Origin of the sequence: Shewanella sp. TC10 (assembly GCF_009663145.1) — a bacterium.
Lineage (GTDB): Bacteria > Pseudomonadota > Gammaproteobacteria > Enterobacterales > Shewanellaceae > Shewanella.
Genome location: NZ_VKHR01000013.1, coordinates 53018 through 71948 on the forward strand (window position 1 = coordinate 53018; position 18931 = coordinate 71948).

Annotated in this window: 14 protein-coding genes and 1 tRNA gene; 5 read left to right on the forward strand and 10 right to left on the reverse strand. The window is 38.4% G+C overall.

What is annotated here, in order from left to right; all coding sequences use genetic code 11:
* The first annotated feature begins 448 nt into the window (after nucleotides 1–448).
* A complete protein-coding gene (locus FNZ24_RS06590; protein WP_153913704.1) occupies nucleotides 449–1294 on the forward strand; it encodes a magnesium transporter in 846 nt (281 codons plus the stop codon).
* A gap of 90 nt (nucleotides 1295–1384) precedes the next feature.
* Here the strand turns inward: FNZ24_RS06590 and FNZ24_RS06595 are convergent, their stop codons facing one another.
* From FNZ24_RS06595 to FNZ24_RS06610, 4 genes are all read right to left on the reverse strand, one after another.
* Entirely contained in the window at nucleotides 1385–1732 is a 348-nt protein-coding gene (locus FNZ24_RS06595) for a hypothetical protein (RefSeq protein WP_153913706.1), read from the reverse strand.
* Between the two features lie 257 nt (nucleotides 1733–1989).
* Nucleotides 1990–2066, reverse strand: a tRNA-Pro gene (locus FNZ24_RS06600).
* 108 nt (nucleotides 2067–2174) lie between these two features.
* On the reverse strand, nucleotides 2175–3977 hold the full coding sequence (locus tag FNZ24_RS06605) for a DUF3413 domain-containing protein (protein ID WP_153913707.1): 1803 nt from the start codon (nucleotides 3975–3977) through the stop codon (nucleotides 2175–2177).
* A gap of 101 nt (nucleotides 3978–4078) precedes the next feature.
* Nucleotides 4079–4297 carry a YejL family protein gene (locus FNZ24_RS06610; protein WP_102528342.1) on the reverse strand — a complete coding sequence of 73 codons (219 nt, stop codon included), beginning with the start codon at nucleotides 4295–4297 and terminating at the stop codon, nucleotides 4079–4081.
* 286 nt (nucleotides 4298–4583) lie between these two features.
* Here FNZ24_RS06610 and yejK point away from each other — a divergent pair, with 286 nt between their 5' ends.
* Nucleotides 4584–5612, forward strand: a complete 1029-nt coding sequence (gene yejK, locus FNZ24_RS06615; protein WP_153913708.1) for a nucleoid-associated protein YejK — start codon at nucleotides 4584–4586, stop codon at nucleotides 5610–5612.
* Between the two features lie 215 nt (nucleotides 5613–5827).
* Nucleotides 5828–6775, forward strand: a complete 948-nt coding sequence (corA, locus tag FNZ24_RS06620; protein WP_153913709.1) for a magnesium/cobalt transporter CorA — start codon at nucleotides 5828–5830, stop codon at nucleotides 6773–6775.
* An 83-nt stretch (nucleotides 6776–6858) separates the two neighbouring features.
* On the opposite strand, the gene FNZ24_RS06625 is transcribed toward corA, so the two are convergent.
* Entirely contained in the window at nucleotides 6859–8115 is a 1257-nt protein-coding gene (locus FNZ24_RS06625; RefSeq protein WP_153913710.1) for an HD-GYP domain-containing protein, read from the reverse strand.
* Between the two features lie 128 nt (nucleotides 8116–8243).
* On the opposite strand from FNZ24_RS06625, the gene FNZ24_RS06630 reads away from it, so the two are divergent.
* Nucleotides 8244–8939 carry a 2OG-Fe(II) oxygenase gene (locus FNZ24_RS06630; RefSeq protein WP_153913711.1) on the forward strand — a complete coding sequence of 232 codons (696 nt, stop codon included), beginning with the start codon at nucleotides 8244–8246 and terminating at the stop codon, nucleotides 8937–8939.
* 193 nt (nucleotides 8940–9132) lie between these two features.
* On the opposite strand, the gene FNZ24_RS06635 is transcribed toward FNZ24_RS06630, so the two are convergent.
* The 4 genes from FNZ24_RS06635 to FNZ24_RS06650 form a co-directional block, all read right to left on the reverse strand.
* On the reverse strand, nucleotides 9133–10485 hold the full coding sequence (locus FNZ24_RS06635) for an ATP-binding protein (RefSeq protein ID WP_153913712.1): 1353 nt from the start codon (nucleotides 10483–10485) through the stop codon (nucleotides 9133–9135).
* Nucleotides 10476–11150, reverse strand: a complete 675-nt coding sequence (locus FNZ24_RS06640) for a response regulator (protein ID WP_153913713.1) — start codon at nucleotides 11148–11150, stop codon at nucleotides 10476–10478. The genes FNZ24_RS06635 and FNZ24_RS06640 overlap by 10 nt, the downstream gene beginning before the upstream one ends.
* 232 nt (nucleotides 11151–11382) lie before the next feature.
* Nucleotides 11383–12087: a LysE family translocator gene (locus FNZ24_RS06645; protein WP_153913714.1), complete on the reverse strand. Its 705-nt coding sequence runs from the start codon at nucleotides 12085–12087 to the stop codon at nucleotides 11383–11385.
* A gap of 156 nt (nucleotides 12088–12243) precedes the next feature.
* Nucleotides 12244–13548: a dicarboxylate/amino acid:cation symporter gene (locus FNZ24_RS06650; RefSeq protein ID WP_153913715.1), complete on the reverse strand. Its 1305-nt coding sequence runs from the start codon at nucleotides 13546–13548 to the stop codon at nucleotides 12244–12246.
* Nucleotides 13549–13782: 234 nt separating this feature from the next.
* On the opposite strand from FNZ24_RS06650, the gene FNZ24_RS06655 reads away from it, so the two are divergent.
* Nucleotides 13783–17442, forward strand: coding sequence for an invasin (locus FNZ24_RS06655; RefSeq protein WP_153913716.1), 3660 nt, complete (start codon nucleotides 13783–13785; stop codon nucleotides 17440–17442).
* Nucleotides 17443–17544: 102 nt separating this feature from the next.
* Here the strand turns inward: FNZ24_RS06655 and astB are convergent, their stop codons facing one another.
* Nucleotides 17545–18879, reverse strand: coding sequence for an N-succinylarginine dihydrolase (gene astB, locus FNZ24_RS06660; RefSeq protein WP_153913717.1), 1335 nt, complete (start codon nucleotides 18877–18879; stop codon nucleotides 17545–17547).
* Nucleotides 18880–18931 lie beyond the last annotated feature (52 nt).

The following is an 18931-nucleotide window of genomic DNA, read 5'->3' on the forward strand; positions in this document are numbered from 1 at the left end:
CGCCGATACGTTGATTTGTTTTTTGTTATCAATAAGTGGTTGGCTCAACCGCTTCTTTTTGCTCACTTTAACTTTGTGTCATATCTTTGTTATTTTTAGCTTTTCCTGAGAGATTATCTTTTTCAAAGCTGCAAGCCTTTGATATATTGCGCGGCGCTGGAATAACCAGTCTTATTTGGAAATGACAATGAAAACGACCGATTATCCTCCTAGTAGAAAGGGAGAAAAATAAACTACTGTCGGCCTGTCAATTATTGTCTAGCCCTGCAGCGGCTCAGATTGCATTTCACTACTCTGTTATTTTTATTTTTCTCCCAATTCTCTACCCAACAACACAATACATTTGTATTCAAAAATGATTAGCGCACTCATTTAATGATAGCTGATTAATAAAACCTGCCGCATTTATACTTGGTCGGTTAAGCTTTGCAAGATAGAGAGAGATCCCATGAAGCTAATGAATAAAGCTTTAGCTTATGATTCTATTCCTGAAACGGATAAAGAATTCATCACAACCAAAGAAGTGTTTCATCAATACACTCAAGATAAACAAGTCGCATTATTAACGTCAATGCCTATCGAAGATGCAGTCATTATTCTCGGTGAGTGCTCAGTTGTTCATGTCCAAAAATTGATCGCGGAATTAGACATCATTGGCGAAGATGTTAGAGCAAGACACTTTGCACATCAGTTGGGGATTATTCTTTCAGAAGTTGAGCCTCATAAAGGATATTTAAATACGGGGGTTTTGGCACACGTACAACAAAGAATAGGTTGGATTATCGGTTTAGCCTTGTTAGGTATTGTATCTGGTTTAATTATTGCCAGTTACGAAGATACGCTTAGCCAGTTAATGTTATTGGCTATTTATATGCCAGTGATTGCTGCTGCCGGCGGTAATACCGGGGCTCAAGCCGCTACGTTAGTCATTAGAGCGTTAGCCACCGGAGAACTTAAGAAGCGTCAGTGGTTATCTGTTTTGTGGAAAGAGGCAAGGGTTGCATTAATTATTGGCTTCGTGATTGCGCTAGTTATTATTGGTAGGATTTTGTTTTTCAGTGATGGTATGTCTACAGGTGGTTTTAATCTAGAGCTTATCGCCTGCGCGGTAGCGGCTGCATTATTCATTCAAATTACGATATCTACGACTCTGGGGGGCGTGTTGCCCATTATCGCCAGAGCCTGCAAATTAGATCCCGCGGTACTGGTAAGCCCGTTATTAGCCTCAATTGTTGATATTTCAGGTATGTGGATTTACTTCAGTATTGTGAATACCTTTTTAGGGATAAGTTAGCTAGAGCGCAGAATTTATCACTGTGAGATAAACATCAAAAAGCCGAGTTTAACTCGGCTTTTTTGTGTAATTTTATTGGCCATGATCTGGTTATCTGAATAAGCAGTTTTTATCTCTTGGTGGATTAACCAAGCCATTCATACAATAACTGGCGAAAAAACTAAATAGAATGACACTTCCCATGATGGTTGCTAATAAATACCAAGGCTCATGCATAGTGATCCTTAAGTCAATATATTGATAAGTTGCTGGGCCCCATACGGTTACTGTCGCCAATATCAATCCCATTTGAATCACGCGTGTGATCAAATTATTTTTAAGGAGCAGAAGTATAGGAAGCATTACGCAGGTGATGGCCAGTGGCATTTGGCCAAATCGTAAAAAATGAGCACCTAGCAGTACGTAAGCCATAGAAATAAGAATAATACGCCACCACATTGTTACCTTCCTTCAACCCATTTAGCTGTCATTCATGTATTTAAGATGCAGCAATATAGCGTATTGAGGAGTTATGGTTCTATTGCATATCTCACATAAGTTGATTTTTGTTTGGTCTTTAAGTGATAGAGATCAAAAACTGAAAAGTTGAAAAATGAACGAAAGCTATATAGTTAAATTAAGATTAGAAAGAATTGAACAATAAGAGTGATAGAGCGGCATGAGCAGAAAAGGGTTAATCAATGGGAAATAAGAATTGGTCGGGATAACAGGATTTGAACCTGTGATCTCTTGTCCCCCAGACAAGCGCCTTACCGGACTAGGCCATATCCCGAGCAGAATCTTACGCTGCATAGACTAACAATAAGGTATTTTTCAGGCAATAGATTTACTGAAAAACACCTTCATTTGATTGTTATTTAAACATTAATTGCAGTTGCCGTTATTGATTGTACAGTCTTCGACCTTCACGCATAACTTGTATTAGCTCTGGAGCGCTCAACTTTTGCTTAAGTCGTTTTTTATACTCAATATCATATATTCGGTATTTGCCATGGCGATCTAATACGGTGATTTCTGCATCTTGGTATATAGCAAAAGTCCGGCTGTCACCGATATATACCCAGCTTTGCTCACTCGGCTGAAGTAAGCTGTAACCTGAGCTGTAGTCGGTACTTGCATTGTTACAATGTAATACTTGGCTCATGATGGTTGGTACAACACCGTAATGGCTCGTGCGGTAACTTACCGTGTCCGAGATTGTTTTTGGCCAATGCATCACAAAAGGAACTTTGACATTACCAGGTGACAAGTTTTGATTAACCTCGGAAGGGTTACTGCTAAATATTTGTCCGTGGGTACCCGTAATCATCACAACGGTATCATCATCAACATGGTTGAAAAGTTGCTGTAACTGCTGATCAATAAAAAACAAAGATTGTCGATATTGGTTATATAGTACCTTTTGAGCTGGCTTTACATCGATATGAGGCTTCACCGTTTCGATCCCTAAAAAGCCAATAGGGGTGTCGTAATGTTTCGGTGCAGATAGGTTTACCATCGAGAACCAATGAGACTCTTGCTCAGCACTCCAGCTAATAAATTGCTGCACATTTTTCATATCTGTCTGGGCACTGCCTTCTTCACTACTATTAGTAAAAACAAAAAGCCCATCAAATATTGAACGGTTCTCAAAGACTCTTTGATTATCTTCTGGCAGGAAAATAGCTTGTTGATAACCAGCTTCATCCAGCGCTACAGTCATCACAGGCGGCGTGTGATAAAACTCTTTCCTATCACCATAATTGCCTTGTAAGCCATAAAAGAGTGCAAACATTCCGGTTTTAAACTGATTGCCACCACTAAAGTGGTCGGTGAACTGTTTATTGTCTAATTGATATTGAGTTAAAAAAGGCATGGTGAGTTCATTCACCATATCCGCTCTTAATCCATCAACCGAGACAATCAAAATATTCGGTTGGCTTTTTGTTGAAGAAGGTGCCTTACATTGCAAAGGCAATACCGGATAACTGAGTTGTCTTGATTTGGTTTGGTAACGGTTATCTTCAATATTTGTGCCTTCAATACCGTGACTTTCCATAAACGAGCGTGCAGTGGCTGGATAAGACAGAGGGTAGGTGTCATCAAAGCGAGTAATCTGTGTGACGTCTGATGCATCAGCCCAAATATGAACTAAATGACTACTAACAAAACAAATGCCGACGAACGCAATGGCTTTATTACCCAGTTGCTTCTTTTCTAACTTTTCGATTCTTTTCCAAATAAAGTTAGCAGCAGTCAACTCGATTAATATAATTGCCGTAGGTGTGGCTATGTATGACGTGCTTTTAAGCAAGGCGTTAAGATCTGTCCAAGCGAGATCAAATGCAAATGGACTTAAGTGAATGCCATAGTCATCAAAGATAATGGTGTCATACAGTAAAATACACAGGCCGAGTGTGGCGACAAGCGCTGCATAGCCACGGAGTATTTTTGAGTATGGTAATAACAAGGTGACAGGAAAAAGAAAGACGACATATACAATAAAGGCTAAAAAACTAAAATGACCAATAGTGCTAATGGCAAGGTAGCCCCAACCAATAATGGTTTCAGGGTAACCGACACTCGATAAATATCGGGCGCCCACTATCATGGCTAAAAAGCCATTAAAGAAGGCAAACCAGTGTCCCCAGTTAACAAGGCGTGACACTTTGTCACGAGTCATTTGTTTCTTACGCTCAACCATGCGGTATCGTTTTCCTAATCCTATCTGGAATCAAAATAATTGTGTCAAAAATTAAACTTAAAAATAGCATACCTTTGAACAATTTAAATGACTTTACTTATTTAGTCGGCTTTAACAGATTGTGCTAAAGCTTTAGCGAACTGTTCAGCTACAGCTTGACGAGATTCACTTGGTACTTTGTTTTCAAGTAAGTGTGAAACACAGTTGCCTAATACCATAAGGCTTAAGTCAGTTGGTGCTTGATGCTTGTTTAGTACTGCTAAAAGCTCAGTAATTAACGCTTCAACTTGGGTATTGGTATATTTAGATTGGATAGCCATAATCAGAAAAGTTCAAAAAGTAATGAATTAGCCCGTCATTATATCGGATTTCAAGCGTGGTTGCTGCAAGTTTATCATGGCTAAAATTACATCAAATCTCAGGGCTTTAACTAAATTTATGGTGAGGTTTTAAATGAATCGTTTAACTAGGGTTTAACTAAGGTTTAAATCGTTATATTTAAATGTTGCTGCACGATTTTAATAAGATTTTTTGAGACTTTTTAAAACTCTCTGTTATGATATTGAGCGCTATTTCGCTTCCATCAAAACAGATCAGTTAGGGCTTATGAGCATCAATATCGAACAAGCAATTATCCATGAAATCTCACAAGACAGTCAGGGGCAGTTAAGCTGTCGTCTAAGACCTCAACCACTGTTAAACAGTAATGCTGTTGAGTCTATGTTGGAAGAGTTACATCAAACATATACTGGTAAAGCGGGTAAAGGTTTTGGCTTTTTTGGTACTCATGGCGAAGATGGAGAAGCAAATCCAGCTTTTTCAAATGCCTTAAATGAATATCGTAGTGGCGAGCTTGGTTTTGTCGAGTTCAGTAGTGCAGCCAGTAAGCTACTTCAAGAAGAGTTAGCAAAGTATGACTTTAGCCAAGGTGGTTTTTTATTAATGTCATGCTATACCAGCATGACAAGTGATTATTTGTTTGTGGCATTATTAAATGCCAAACCATCTATGACTGTACTTGATGATATGGAGCTGTCGCAAAACAATCATCTGGACTTAACAAATGTTCAATTGGCTGCCCGCATTGATTTGACAGAGTGGCAAGCAGATAAAGAATCCCGCAAATACATTTCATTTGTACGTGGCCGCGCGGGTCGTAAAGTCGCAGATTTCTTTTTAGACTTTATGGGTTGTGTTGAAGGTGTTAACACCAAAGCTCAGAATAAAACGTTAATGAATGCCGTTGAAGACTTTGTTGCTAGCAGTGAGTTAACTAAAGATGAGCGTCAGCAATGTCGCGACAAAGTATTTGATTATTGTAGTGAACGTGCCGATGAAGGTGGCGATATTGAAGTTAAGGATTTAGCTGATGAGTTAGCTGATTCTGGTATGGATTCATTCTATGACTTTGCTTGTGGTGGCACTTACGAGCTTGATGAAGAGTTTCCTGCAGATAAAGCCAGTTTACGAACGTTAAAGAAGTTTTCGGGCACTGGTGGTGGAGTGACATTAAGTTTTGATGGTGGTCATTTAGGTGAACGCGTTATCTACGATCCTATTTCTGACACCTTATTAATTAAAGGTGTGCCAGCGAATTTAAAAGACCAATTAGACCGCCGTCTAAAAGGTGAATAAAGCATCATATTTAAATTAAAGCGTCCGTTTGGGCGCTTTTTTTTGCACTTTTTATATGTATTAAACGATTTGAGTACATTTGTGAGCTTATTTACTCGTAATTACATTTAAACATTTTTTTATTAAATTATTTTAGTACACTAGCCCAAAAATTTTGCCTGTTTTATATAGTTAATTGCTGGTGGACACCTTTTAGTGACCACGCTGGGGGAATCATGATTACTGCCTATGTTTATAAAGATCGTAAGTTAACTGTTCACGAGCTTAATGTTCAAGACAGTATACCCGAACAAACATTATGGTTAGACATGTTCAAACCCAATGATGATGAAAGGGAATGGTTAAGTCGATTTTCGGTAGAAGAAGTTCCCGAAGAAGAAGATATTAACGAAATTGAAGCTTCAGCACGTTTTTTCCAAAGTAAAGATGGCTTACACATTAACTCTTTATTCCCGCAGCGAGTGGGTTCAGATGTTCGGGGCATTAACGTTTCGTTTAACTTGAGAAAAGATTTTTTACTCACCATTCGCGAAGACGATGTTGGTTTAATCCGCTTACTGCGCAACTATTTACGTTTAGGCCGTTTAGATGCAACAACTCCCCAAGGGTTAATGCTCGAGTTGTTCCATTTAAAAGTCGATTACCTATCTGATTTAATTGAAGATGTTTATTCTGTCTTAGATAGTGTAAGTGAAAAAGTGTTTGATGATGAAGAGCTGGATGAAGTCTTTAAAATGATCACTTTACAAGAAGACTCAAACGGTAAGATTCGTTTGAGTTTGCTCGATACACAGCGTTCGTTACGTTACATTCAGCGTTATTATCGCGATCATTTATCTGAAGAAAACATTAAAGATTTACGTGAAATGTTATCGGATATTGAATCGCTAATGCCCCATAGCCAGTTTATTTTCGATAAATTAAATTTCTTATTGGATGCGGCAATGGGCTTTAGTGGTATACAGCAAACTAAGATCATTAAGATCTTCTCGGTTGCAGCTGTTGTATTTTTACCACCAACAGTAATTGCCAGTAGTTACGGGATGAACTTTGCTAATATGCCAGAATTAGATTGGCGGTTTGGTTACCCTATGGCTATTGGTTTGATGCTTGCTAGTGCCGGTGGTACTTATTTATTCTTTAAACGTAAAGGCTGGTTATAACTTTGTGTTGAGCCGCTTTTGAAAACAAAAAACCATTAATAGCTAATCTATTAATGGTTTTTTTGTAATGATTTTATAAGAGATTAAGGCTGACCAATACCGTAACTTATCCGCTCTCTTGGGTTTAAATATTTAAATATATTTTCAGGTAAGGCAGAAATTGGTAAGCAGCGCACAATACTGATTTCTTCCCGCTCTATATCGATGATAGGTGCTTGCTCTTTTGGCACGAGCGGATCATATAGCATGATTTGCGGGAATAAAATTTTATTAAGGTTCACTGACATTACCATACCAAATTGACCACTGGATAACTCAATGACACTACCTGGTGGATAAATACCGATGGTTTTAATCAATTTGCCAACGTATTCGCTATTCAGCTTTTGCTTATAATTTTTGTAGATAATCCCCAAAGATGCATACGGCGTTTTGGCTTTAGAGCCTTTTGTGCCATTACATAAATCATCATATTCGTTTACTACAGTGATTAACTGAGAAAACTTATCCAATTCTTCCCCTTTTAGGCCTTTTGGATAGCCTGAACCATCAATAAACTCATGATGATTAGCGATCATAGGTTTCGCTTGCTCAGGAAAGGTATCTGCGAGCTTAAGGAAGTTAAGACTCATCAAAGGATGTTGCCTAATTAAGTTTTGTTCTGGCTTGGTAAGCTGGACTTGCTTATTAAGAATGTTTTTGGGAATTTTGAGTTTTCCAACGTCATGAAATAATGCGCCTAATCCAATTAATTCAATGTCTTCACGACTCCATTCAAGGCTTTTACCTAGCATCATACACATGACTGATACGTTTAAAGAATGGTGATAAATTAAGTCGCCAGGTTTGGCATCAGACATTAAATGAAGGACTAAATCATCTGAGTTAAGCAGCATATTGGTCATTGAGCTAATCAAGTCTTTAGCGTCATTAACGGAGTTTAGTGGACGGCTGCCCAGTTTAGAGACAGTTGAGCGCATCATTGATAAAGAGCGTTCAAATTGTTGCTCAGTCTTTTTGATACTGCGACGGAGTTTTTTCTGTGACTCGATTTGGTCATGTTTATATTGATCCATTTCAAGTTTTAATTTGTCTAAACTATCGTCATCAACAGGCGGTGTTTTATCAGAGGTAGTATCGGGCTCGAGTAATTCACTGTCACTTCGTTCAGTATCGTAAAAGACCTGATCTATCCCAAGGCTTTTAATTAGCTCAATTTGTGATTGGGTTTTAACTTTAAAATTACTGAAAAGGAAAGGGTGGTCCTTCCATGAAACTGGTAGGCGAATAAAGTTGCCCACTTGAATTTGATTGATAGAAACTTTTACAGAATTTTTCATAGGTTAAAACAAATACTTAAAGTCACTTTTGTTATTAGAATTGTGAATGATAAATAACCAGCTTTTGCCAATTTATCCATTCCATGGCAGCATATTATCATTACATTATAGAAAAGTGCTGATTTAATATGGATTTTATTGAAGTCATTCCCAATGCAATTACGAATGATTTATGTGACAGGTTGATAACAACTTTCGAGCAACATGAAGGTGTGATTGAAGGAAAAACGGGTCAAGGAGTTGATAAAAGTAAAAAACAAAGCCTTGATTTAACATTGGATAATTATAGTGACTTAACTTCGATTAAAAATGAATTACTTCAAGTTACTTTAAAACACGCTGCAAATTATTTTAAACAATATCCTATGGCGTTAATGGGAGCTGTGTCAGTTAGCGTGTCTGATGAACAGGGAAATCCAGTTACTCTTAATCCTGATAACTTTAATACCCTTGGAGAACCAAGGGCTGAAGCGCTAACTAAGTATTTGTATCGAAGTGGTTCGGTTAATTTACAGAAGTATTTACAAGGTGTAGGTGGTTATCCGCACTGGCATTCTGAAAACTTTCCACAAATGGGGTCTCACGAAGCGCTGCATCGAGTCGTGTTATATATGTACTATTTAAATGATGTTGAACAAGGCGGCGAAACTGAGTTTTATTATCAAGGTAAATCAGTAAAACCCCAAAAAGGCACTATGGTCATTGCCCCTGCAGGCTTTACTCATACTCATCGTGGCAATATGCCAAAAAGTAGTGATAAATATATTGCGACTTCGTGGATTATGTTTAATAAAGCTGAGCAGTTATACGCCCCAATTAGGTAGGGCCAAAACAAGTTAACGTTTTAACTCATCCATAAAATTTAAAGCGAGGAGATAGCTCCTCGCTTTATAACATATCCAATTTAGAGAGCTTAACTTTATCTATTAATAAGAGCTTAACTTTATCTATTAATAAGAGCTTAACTTTATCTATTAATAAGAGCTTAACTTTATCTATTAATAGAAGTAGTTCAGTTTATTGAGGCGGGATTTTTATTGTGAATTTTGCCCCTTGCAAGTGACTCTCAGTGATTGAAAGTAAACCATGATAGCTACTCACGATCTCATTACAGACGGCAAGTCCAATGCCTTGCCCCGGTGATTGAGTATCCGCTCGCACTCCTCGCTGTATTATCCGTTCTTTAATGTCATCTTCGACCCCAGGTCCATCATCTTCAACAATGAGTACAGCATTGCCATCCTGATCAATGTGAGCTGAAATAATCACTTCGCTGATAGATAACCTGAAAGCGTTCTCCATCAAATTACCACACAGCTCCATTAGATCACCCTTATTGATAGGGAAGCTGATCTGTGGTTCAACATTGGCGGTAAACTTAATCCCTTTTTCATGGTAAATTTTAAATAACATCTGAGATAGCTGATCAATCATCGGCCTTACAGAAGTTTGTTCGTGAACTAAGCCTTGGCGGCCCACAAGAGCGCGTTTCAATTGATATTTAACCAGCTGATCCATTTGACCCACTTGCTGCATAATTTTCTCACTGGCATCAGCTTTAGTAAGTGACTTGTCATCTGTTATCGCATGAACAGCAGCCAATCGTGTTTTAAGACTATGGGCTAAGTCGTTCATCGCATTTTGGTAACGTTCCTGCTGATCGCTTGATTGAACTAGTAATTGATTGAGTGCTTGAGTAACCCCTTCTAGCTCTTGAGGGTAGCCGTCAGAAAGCGATTCTTTTTTACCGTCTCCTATGGCTTGTAATTCACTTTTTAATCTTGTCATTGGGCGCATGCCCCAGTAAGCCGCGCTAATAAGTAGAATAAAGGCAAGTAACATCACTACGGCAAGGCGAAGATAGGTGAGCTTTTTAAAACGCTTGAATTCGTTTTCGACAGAGTCAGCATCTTTCAAAACCACCATATTATATTGAGTTTGATTAAGCTCTACAGGCAGTAAATAAGCAAAGTAGGACTTTTCATCTGACATTGTTAAGTAATAGGGAGGGCTTGTGTCTGCAATTGAATCAAATCGCTGACAGATATTGTTAAGACCACTTTGTCTTGCAAGTGTGGAAACCCAAACCTCGTCAAAGGCTTGCGTGCAGCTCGCCATCATATAGCTTTTTTGCTTATTATTTTCATTGAGCCAATTATTGTCAGCAGGAATAAGGTCATATTCTCGCAATTCAGCAGCAATTTGCGGCATTTCAGCAATGAGCTGTGAGGTTTCTTTATTATAACTATTTTGTGCGTGTAGGATGGTAACCGACCACGCAAGCCCAAACCCCACCAGTGCAATGATACTGAGTGAAGTTATGAACATCCGAGTTAATAGACGTTTTTTGGGCTTAAAATTTAGCTGCATGGTAAGTTAAACTTATATCCTTGGCCACGAATGGTCGCAATAGGGTTGTCAATTCCACCGTTGCTGAGCTTTTTGCGAATGCGACTGACCATAACTTCAATAGTATTGGGGTCACCTTCTTTGTCACCATAAACAACGTCGAGTAATCTTTGCTTAGCGACAACTTCATGACAATGGCGCATCAAATATTCCAAAATAAGGTACTCGAACGCAGTCACTTCCATATTTTCATCATTTAAACTGACTTGCTTAGCTGCTAAGTCGAGCTGAAGTGTACCACTGCTAATTGTAGGCTTTACGAATCCAGCACTTCTTCTGACGAGAGCATCAAGTCGAGCCACTAACTCTTCTTTTTGAAAAGGTTTCACTAAATAGTCGTCTGCGCCAGCGTTTAAACCTTCGACTTTATCTTGCCAGTTAACGCGGGCAGTTAAAATGAGAATAGGTGCTTTTACATCTGCATTACGGATATCTGATATTAAGGTCATCCCGTCTTTGTCGGGCAAGCCTAAATCGACAATCGCGATATCAATAGGATAGTTAGTTGCTTGATAAAAGCCTTCTTTGGCAGTTAATGCAACTTGAACTTGGTTACCTAACTCAGATAACTGAACATTTAGGTGGTGGGATAAAATAGGATCGTCTTCAATGACCAAAATTCTCATAGCAATACTCTAGTTGGTGTATATAGGTGAAACGAAAATGACATTGATGTAAGTGCTTATTAAAGGAGAGTGTTCATGCTCAAACATTAACAGCTTGGCTTTTTACATCAGTCGGTAATACACAATAACTTATTAATACTTAACTGTTACTGACTGTAATGGTTAATGACTTTTTCGACAAGTCACTAATTCTACAAGTAGCTCATTAAAAAAGTCACTAATTCGAAATTACTTAGCCGATAAGCTGCTCATTTATTAAATTGATTAAAATGGTGATAGCAACACCCATGAATATGACACCTGTTACTGCATCAATTGCTTTGCTGCCTTTAGCCATTCTTTGTTGTATTACGGGTTTAGTTAATATTATGGCGAGAAAGCAAAACCAGATTAGTGATAATGCAAATAGCAAGCTAGCAGCAGCTATTTTAGTTTCAATTGTCACTTGTGGAGTGACTAAAACTGTAAAAATGGTGATAAAAAATATCAGCGCTTTAGGATTAAGTAGATTGGTATAAAGACCTAGTTGGAAACCTTTAACGGGTTTGATTAGTTGGTGATACTGACTCGTTACTGGTTTTTCAGCTTTTTGTGTTTTAACCGTTAGGCTTTCTTCAGTATGGTCTTTTATAGGCTGAAGATCATTCGATGTTAAAACTGAACGTATTGCGCCAAACCCCATATAAGCAAGATAACTTACTCCAATAATTTGAACTGCAAGGTAAGCAATCTCAGATTGTTGGATCATCAAGCTAATACCTAGCAAAGACAATAAGCTATGAATCAGTATTGCTACACTTATTCCTATTGCACACATTAAGGCCGTTTGACGGTTTTGTTGTGTGGAGGTTTTTACAATAATCGCAAAATCAGGACCTGGACTAATTAGTGCAAGACAATGAATAACGGCAAGAGTTGAGAGTAAAGCAAAGTCCATTTTGTTTCCGATTATTGTTGATTAAATAATGTTGAGTAAAAAATGTTGAGTAAATATTATTAGTAATATTATAGGCTCGTCTAGATTATCTGATTAATGAAAAAGGCGCCAATAAGGCGCCTTTTAAATTTAAGCTACATAAACGTGCCTTAAAACTTAGGCATTTTTAACTTGTTCTTCGAAGCTTGAACCCACCTTACCAGCTTGTGAATCATTAAAGGTTTCTTCGTTAAATTCACCTTCAGATTTCGCAATGACAACAGTCGCAACTGAGTCACCAGTAACGTTAACTGCTGTACGTATCATATCTAATAGACGGTCAACACCGATAATAAGTGCAATACCTTCTACTGGCAGACCTACTTGGTTTAGTACCATGGCAAGCATGATTAAACCAACTCCTGGAACACCAGCTGTACCGATAGAGGCTAACGTTGCTGTTACAACCACTAAGGCATAGTCCATTAGACCTAATTCAATACCAAATACCTGGGCAATGAATACTGTTGCAACACCTTGCATGATAGCGGTGCCATCCATGTTGATGGTTGCACCTAATGGTAGGGTGAATGACGCGACTTTATTGTCAGCACCTAAACGGTGTTCACAAGTTTCAATGGTGACAGGTAACGTTGCATTTGAACTTGCAGTACTGAATGCAAATAGTTGTACATCACGCATCTTACGCAAGAACATGAACGGATTTAGGCCCGTAAATGTTTTCAATAAAGTTGGGTAAACGACTAGTGCTTGTACCAACAATACAAAAATGACTAAGAAGAAGTACTGAACCACACTGCCTAAAGTTTCTAGCCCAAGAGTTAAACTTAACTTTGCCATTAATGCAAACACACCATAAGGCGCTAGTTGCATTACCAAAGTAACCACTCTCATGATGACTTCATTTAAGTCATTGAACAAAGCAGAAACACGAGCACCACGTTCACCAATATGAGAAATAGCAAAACCAAAGATGACGGCAAATATGATAATTTGCAGCATGTTACCTTGGCTCATTGCTGCGATAGGGTTCGTAGGAACAATATTAATGACGACTTCAGCAAGGCTAGGAGCATCATTGACACTAAACTCCATTGCTGAAGCTGCTAGTGATGCATTACCTGGATGAACAATGATGGCTAACAAAATAGAAACAGTTAGTGCAATTGCGGTGGTGAACATATAAAAAGCGATTGTCTTACCGCCTAGACGTCCTAGTTTTGATGGGTCGCTTAAGGAACAGGTTCCGCAGACAAGTGAAACAAATACTAATGGTACAACCAGCATCTGCAAACTTGAAATAAATATAGTACCAACGACATTTAATGCGCCTTCAGTAATATAATCTTTTATAAATAGGCTTTCTGGGAATAGGTTTCTTAATATCAATCCGAGAAGAATACCCGCACCCATACCTATTAGGATCTTGCTTGTTAAACCAAGCTTACTATTTTTATTCAAAACTACTTCCTTCCAATCTCAATCATCGATTTTTGATGATTTTTATTTTTTATCTTTTAAAGCCTAGCAGGAAAATAAATCTTATGAAATGGTATAAAAGTTAAAGTTTTTAAGGAAAAATGCCGAATAAAACAGTAGAGTAACGAAAAAGTTACCAGATTTTTGTGTAATATAACGTTATAAGTAACTATTATAAATCTTAAGTACGATTTTAATGTAACAGGGAGACTGACAATGAGGTCAGCACAAAGACTATTTTTAGCGCTTTTAAGTTCAATTTTTCTTTTTGCTTGTAGTGGTGGGGGAAGCATTACTGATGATGGTGGCGGGGGGACAGATCCAGTTGAAACTATTTCAATAGAGTTATCGTCATCGGTTGAATCAGATGTAGAAATTGATGCGACAACCGGAGCAGTATTAACTGCAACCGTTACTAGCTCTACAAATGGGGCTGTAAGTGGGGAATTAGTCACTTTTGCATTAAATAATGCTGAATTAGGTACTTTCAGTAATGAAACTGCTACAGCAGTAACTAATTCATCTGGTGTTGCCACTATTAGTATATTTTCTGCCAATATTGCTGGTTCAGGAAGTGTGAGTGCAACTATTGAAAGTGGTGAATCAGTTTCGCTAGCTGTCACAATGAAAGGTGATGGAACGACTACAGGCTCTAACACACTATCAATATCGCTGGTTGATGCTTCTGGTAATGTTATCAATGAAATAAGTGATGCTGTTCCAGGGGAAATTCATGCAACATATTTAGATGTTCAAGGCAACGCTATAACAGGTGAGTTAGCTACATTTTCAACTAAGTTAGGTTTGGGGGTGTTAAACCCTACAACTGGAACTTCAATCACTGATGAAAATGGTGTCGCAAAAATTTCTTTAACGGCAGGTACTGTTGCCGGTGCAGACGAAGTTACTGTTGAAATTGGCGAATCAATCGAAACTATTGGGTTTACAACGTTGGGAGATGTTTCAGTTGTTGACCCAATTGATGAATATGAAATCTTATTAACTGTTGAAGATTCTGCAAATACTGAGTTAAGGGATATAAGCCAAAGTACTCCAGGAACCGCTTTAGCAACATTGACTAAACTAGGTGAACCAGTTGCTTTTGAACCTATCAGTTTTATGGTTGATGGTGAGGGAATTGTCAATCCAACATCTGGTAATGCATTGACAGGTTCCAATGGTGTTGCAGCAGTCACTTTGCTTACTGGTGATATTAAGGGGGCTGGTACTTTAACAGCTGAGTTCGCATTAGGTAATGATGTGATTTCAGAAAGTTTTAGCTTTAGTGTCGCTGGTGATGCAGAAGGTGGAGATGGCGAAGTTAATGATTTAGTTGTTTTGTTAGTAGACTCTGGAGGTAATCAAACCAATTTCGTTAGTCAGGAGTTTCCAGGCAGAGCTCAGGTCTTTCTAAATGACAGTGATGGTGCGCCTCTAGTAAATAAAGTGATTACTTTTAGTAGTACATTAGGTGACTTTTTACCGAATTCTGGAACTGCACTTACTGACACTTCTGGTAAGGCTGAGATTTTAATTACTGCTGGTACCATCGAAGGGGCGGCAACCTTAACTGCTTCATTTGGTTCGTCTGAAGCAAGTATCGGTTTCGAAACTGCAGGTGATGACATTGATCCTGTAGCTGCTGAACCGAGTATCACTTTTGATATTTATGATTGTAACGATGCGGCTTCATTTGATAAGTCGCTTAAGAATTTCGAAGTTTGTACGATCACTGACAATATAACAAATCAAAGGCCTGGCATTTTAGGCGCTGTAGTGACTTTAGAGGGTTCTAATCAACCATTAAAACAAGTATTGGTTAGTGCAGGTACAACATTAGGTGCCATTAGCCCTGCTTCTGCAACCGCAATTACAGATGCTGATGGTAAGGCAATACTTGACTTATATTCTGATGGCGCAGTTGGTGCTGGTGAGGTCTCATTAAAAGTAAAACAAGTCACATCATCAAAAGCTTTTGAGATAGGTAGAGTTGATATTGATTTAGAAGTTACTACCTATATTGGTACTGGAACAATTCCTGCTGGTGGTTCAACTGTCATAGAAGTTACAGTTCTTGACCCTGACGGTAATATAGAAACTACACAACCATTTACATTAGAGTTTTCATCTCAATGTATGTCAGCAGGCAATGCTCTTATTGATTCACCTGTTGTAACCAATGCCGGTAAAGGGTTTGCAACTTATAGAAGTATAAATTGTCAAGGTACTGATACAATAACCGTTTCCGCTATAACTGGTGCATCAACGGTTACATCTACTACTGACGTATCAATTGATACTATTGAAGTCGGTGCTATTCAATTCATAGAAGCATCTCCAACTAAATTAGCTATAAAAGGATCTGGCGGACTAGCTGAAGCAGGTGCTCGCTCTGAAACATCTCAAGTATCATTTAAGTTATTAAATGAAATAGGGCAGGCTGCAGCTTCTCAGAGAGTATGTTTTGAATTAAGTACCGAGCTTGGTGGTATGGTGCTATCTCCAGCACCAATTGCAGAAGATTTTGAAAATTGTCCTAACATGCCTAAAGTTGGGGATGCGGAATACCCTTCAGATATCACAGAGGCTAATAAGTATGCGGTAGCTTACACTGATGCTAATGGTGATGTATCTGTTACAGTTCGGTCTGGCTATGTAGCAACTCCAGTAAAAGTTTTTGCTGTATGGCAAGACGAGAGTGACCCAACTAGTTTACCTGTTTCAAATGTATCCGATAGTCTCACAGTTACTACTGGTTTATCAGATTATAATAGCTTTTCACTTTCAGCTTCAGTATTGAATGTAGAAGGTTGGAATCATGATGGTGAAACCAGTACTGTTACAATTCGCGCAGCAGACCATTTTAATAACCCAGTACCAGAAGGGACAGTGGTCCACTTTAGAACAGAAGGTGGCAATATTGGTCAAGGAGATTTAGAAGGGAGTTGTACTACTGTTTCTAACACTGGTACTTGCTCTGTGACTTGGACAAGCTCAAATCCTAGACCATTTGATGATACTACTGTTGTCTGCCCAGTTACATTTAATGGTAGCTCTCTTCCTCCGTGTACCGGCGCGACAATGGCTGGTTATACAGATGGTTCTAGTTCTATCATTCCAGAGCCTCGTCCAGGACGTTCAACAATTACAGCTTACGCTATTGGAGAAGAAAGTTTTGTTGACTTAAATGGTAATGGTTTATTTGATACTGGTGAAGATTGGACTGATTTATCTGAAGCATTCTTTGATCATAATGAAGATGGTAGTTATCGCGACTCAGTAATTACACCATTACCATTGGGCGCTATTGAAGAAGAGTTTATCGATTACAATAATGATCAAACTTTCAACTTAGCTGACGGACTTTATACCGGCTTACTTTGTGCAGCTGGTTCAGAATCGAGTTGTTCTCAAACAGGTATTAACAATACTCAGTCTCAATTAAATGTTTTCAGAAACATGCCTATTGTTATGTCTGGTTCTGTACCTTACGGACGTTTAGTTGATATTGATGACGCTGGTAATATTACACCTGTTACAGATATTGATTTAAGATCTGTATTTGATACAAGTGTTCCACCTGTTGATATTGGACTTTCATCGAAAACTATTTATTTATTTGTTTCAGATGTTAATAATAATACCTTAGCTAATGGCACAACTATTACTGCGCAAACAGAGAATGGTGATTTAGCTACAGCAACAACGTCTTATACAATAGGCAACAATACTTCGAATAAACCATTATTGTATGCATTTACAGTAAGCCGTGAAAGCAGTGCAAACCAGAAAACCTCAGGTTTATTATCTATAACGGTACAAACATTATTTGGAGATGCAGTGACCTATACCGTTAGTGTATTAGATAACGGATAGGAAAAATCTTGCTATAAAAAATGCCGCTCAATGAGCGGCATTTTTATTTCTAGATTTAAAATGGATCAAATTACTGATGATTATCTGTTAAATCTATCGACATTATTTTTGGAACTGGTAAACACTACCCAGTTTCAATATCTGTGTCAGTTCATCCAATGCTGTACGTGACTCAAGAATAAGTTGTGGATCCGCTAAATCTTTTACCTCAAGACTGTCACGGTAATGCTTGTCTACCCAGACATTTAATCGATTAAATAATGCATCATTCATTAAGGTGTTTTGATTTACAGCTGAAATTTCTAATTCACTCATTGCTACACGTAAACGAAGGCAAGCTGGGCCGCCACCATTTTGCATGCTTTGCTTCACATCATAGTATTGAACTTGCTTAATTGGTGTACCTAACGTAACTAATTCATTTAGGTAAGCAAATACTGCTGGGTTTTCCTGGCAGTTTGTTGGGGCAATAATTGCCATCTCACCATTTGGTAATGTGATGATTTGAGTATTAAATAAGTAGCTTTTTACTGCATCATTAATTGACACTTGTTCTGTTGCTACTTTTATAAAGTGGACATCGGTATTTATTTTACGACGAATTTCTTCAAACTTAGCTTCAGTATTCAGAAATGCCTGCTCATGGTAGAACAATACATTTTGGTTACCCACTGAAATGACATCATTATGAAACACTCCTTGATCAATGACATTGGGATTTTGCTGCATAAAGACGCTGCTTTCTTCATCTAGTTGATGCAAACGAGCAACAGCTTGCGAAGCTTCTAATGTTTGTCTTGCAGGAAACTTTGTTGGTTTAGCAGCACTAGGGTTGGTAGCTTCTTGTCCATAGACGAAAAGTTCTACACCTGAATGACCGTATTCGTTACAAAGGCGTGTATGGTTAGCCGCACCTTCATCCCCAAAACTTGCATGCTCAGGTAAATGTAGATGATGTTTAAAAAATCGTTCGTCTTTAAAAGTGGCTTTAAGGATATTACCCGTTGTGAGAGGCTCGATGCTACGGTGAAGCTTATCGACTAAGTTTGCAGGGGTAAAATGCACTTTACCGTCTCGCGTATCAGCACTTGGAGAAACCGTAGCAGCATTCGCCGTCCACATAGAAGATGCGCTGCAACATGCATTCAATAATGCAGGTGCGTGCTTAGCAGCTTGATTTAACACTTCAGCATCAGAACCAGCAAACCCCATACGACGAAGAGAATATAAATCAGGACGTTCTTGAGGAGCTAAAACCCCTTGTACCATGCCTAAATCTGCTAAGGCTTTAGCTTTTTTCAATCCTTGCTTAGCTGCAGACTTTGGATTTGAAGCTTGCGCAGCGTTACTATATGAGGCTACATTACCAAAAGATAAACCTGCATAATTGTGGGTTGGACCGACAAGTCCATCAAAGTTCGCTTCGAAGTGCTTCATTTATTATCCTTAAAATGTATTTATTATTGTTATGAAATGAGTTCATTTGCTG

Excerpts from the sequence above, each read along its gene's own strand:
- FNZ24_RS06590 (WP_153913704.1), top strand. The coding sequence starts at position 449 with ATGAAGCTAATGAATAAAGCTTTAGCTTATGATTCTATTCCTGAAACG.
- FNZ24_RS06595 (WP_153913706.1), bottom strand. The coding sequence starts at position 1,732 with ATGTGGTGGCGTATTATTCTTATTTCTATGGCTTACGTACTGCTAGGT.
- FNZ24_RS06605 (WP_153913707.1), bottom strand. The coding sequence starts at position 3,977 with ATGGTTGAGCGTAAGAAACAAATGACTCGTGACAAAGTGTCACGCCTT.
- FNZ24_RS06610 (WP_102528342.1), bottom strand. The coding sequence starts at position 4,297 with ATGGCTATCCAATCTAAATATACCAATACCCAAGTTGAAGCGTTAATT.
- yejK (WP_153913708.1), top strand. The coding sequence starts at position 4,584 with ATGAGCATCAATATCGAACAAGCAATTATCCATGAAATCTCACAAGAC.
- corA (WP_153913709.1), top strand. The coding sequence starts at position 5,828 with ATGATTACTGCCTATGTTTATAAAGATCGTAAGTTAACTGTTCACGAG.
- FNZ24_RS06625 (WP_153913710.1), bottom strand. The coding sequence starts at position 8,115 with ATGAAAAATTCTGTAAAAGTTTCTATCAATCAAATTCAAGTGGGCAAC.
- FNZ24_RS06630 (WP_153913711.1), top strand. The coding sequence starts at position 8,244 with ATGGATTTTATTGAAGTCATTCCCAATGCAATTACGAATGATTTATGT.
- FNZ24_RS06635 (WP_153913712.1), bottom strand. The coding sequence starts at position 10,485 with ATGCAGCTAAATTTTAAGCCCAAAAAACGTCTATTAACTCGGATGTTC.
- FNZ24_RS06640 (WP_153913713.1), bottom strand. The coding sequence starts at position 11,150 with ATGAGAATTTTGGTCATTGAAGACGATCCTATTTTATCCCACCACCTA.
- FNZ24_RS06645 (WP_153913714.1), bottom strand. The coding sequence starts at position 12,087 with ATGGACTTTGCTTTACTCTCAACTCTTGCCGTTATTCATTGTCTTGCA.
- FNZ24_RS06655 (WP_153913716.1), top strand. The coding sequence starts at position 13,783 with ATGAGGTCAGCACAAAGACTATTTTTAGCGCTTTTAAGTTCAATTTTT.
- astB (WP_153913717.1), bottom strand. The coding sequence starts at position 18,879 with ATGAAGCACTTCGAAGCGAACTTTGATGGACTTGTCGGTCCAACCCAC.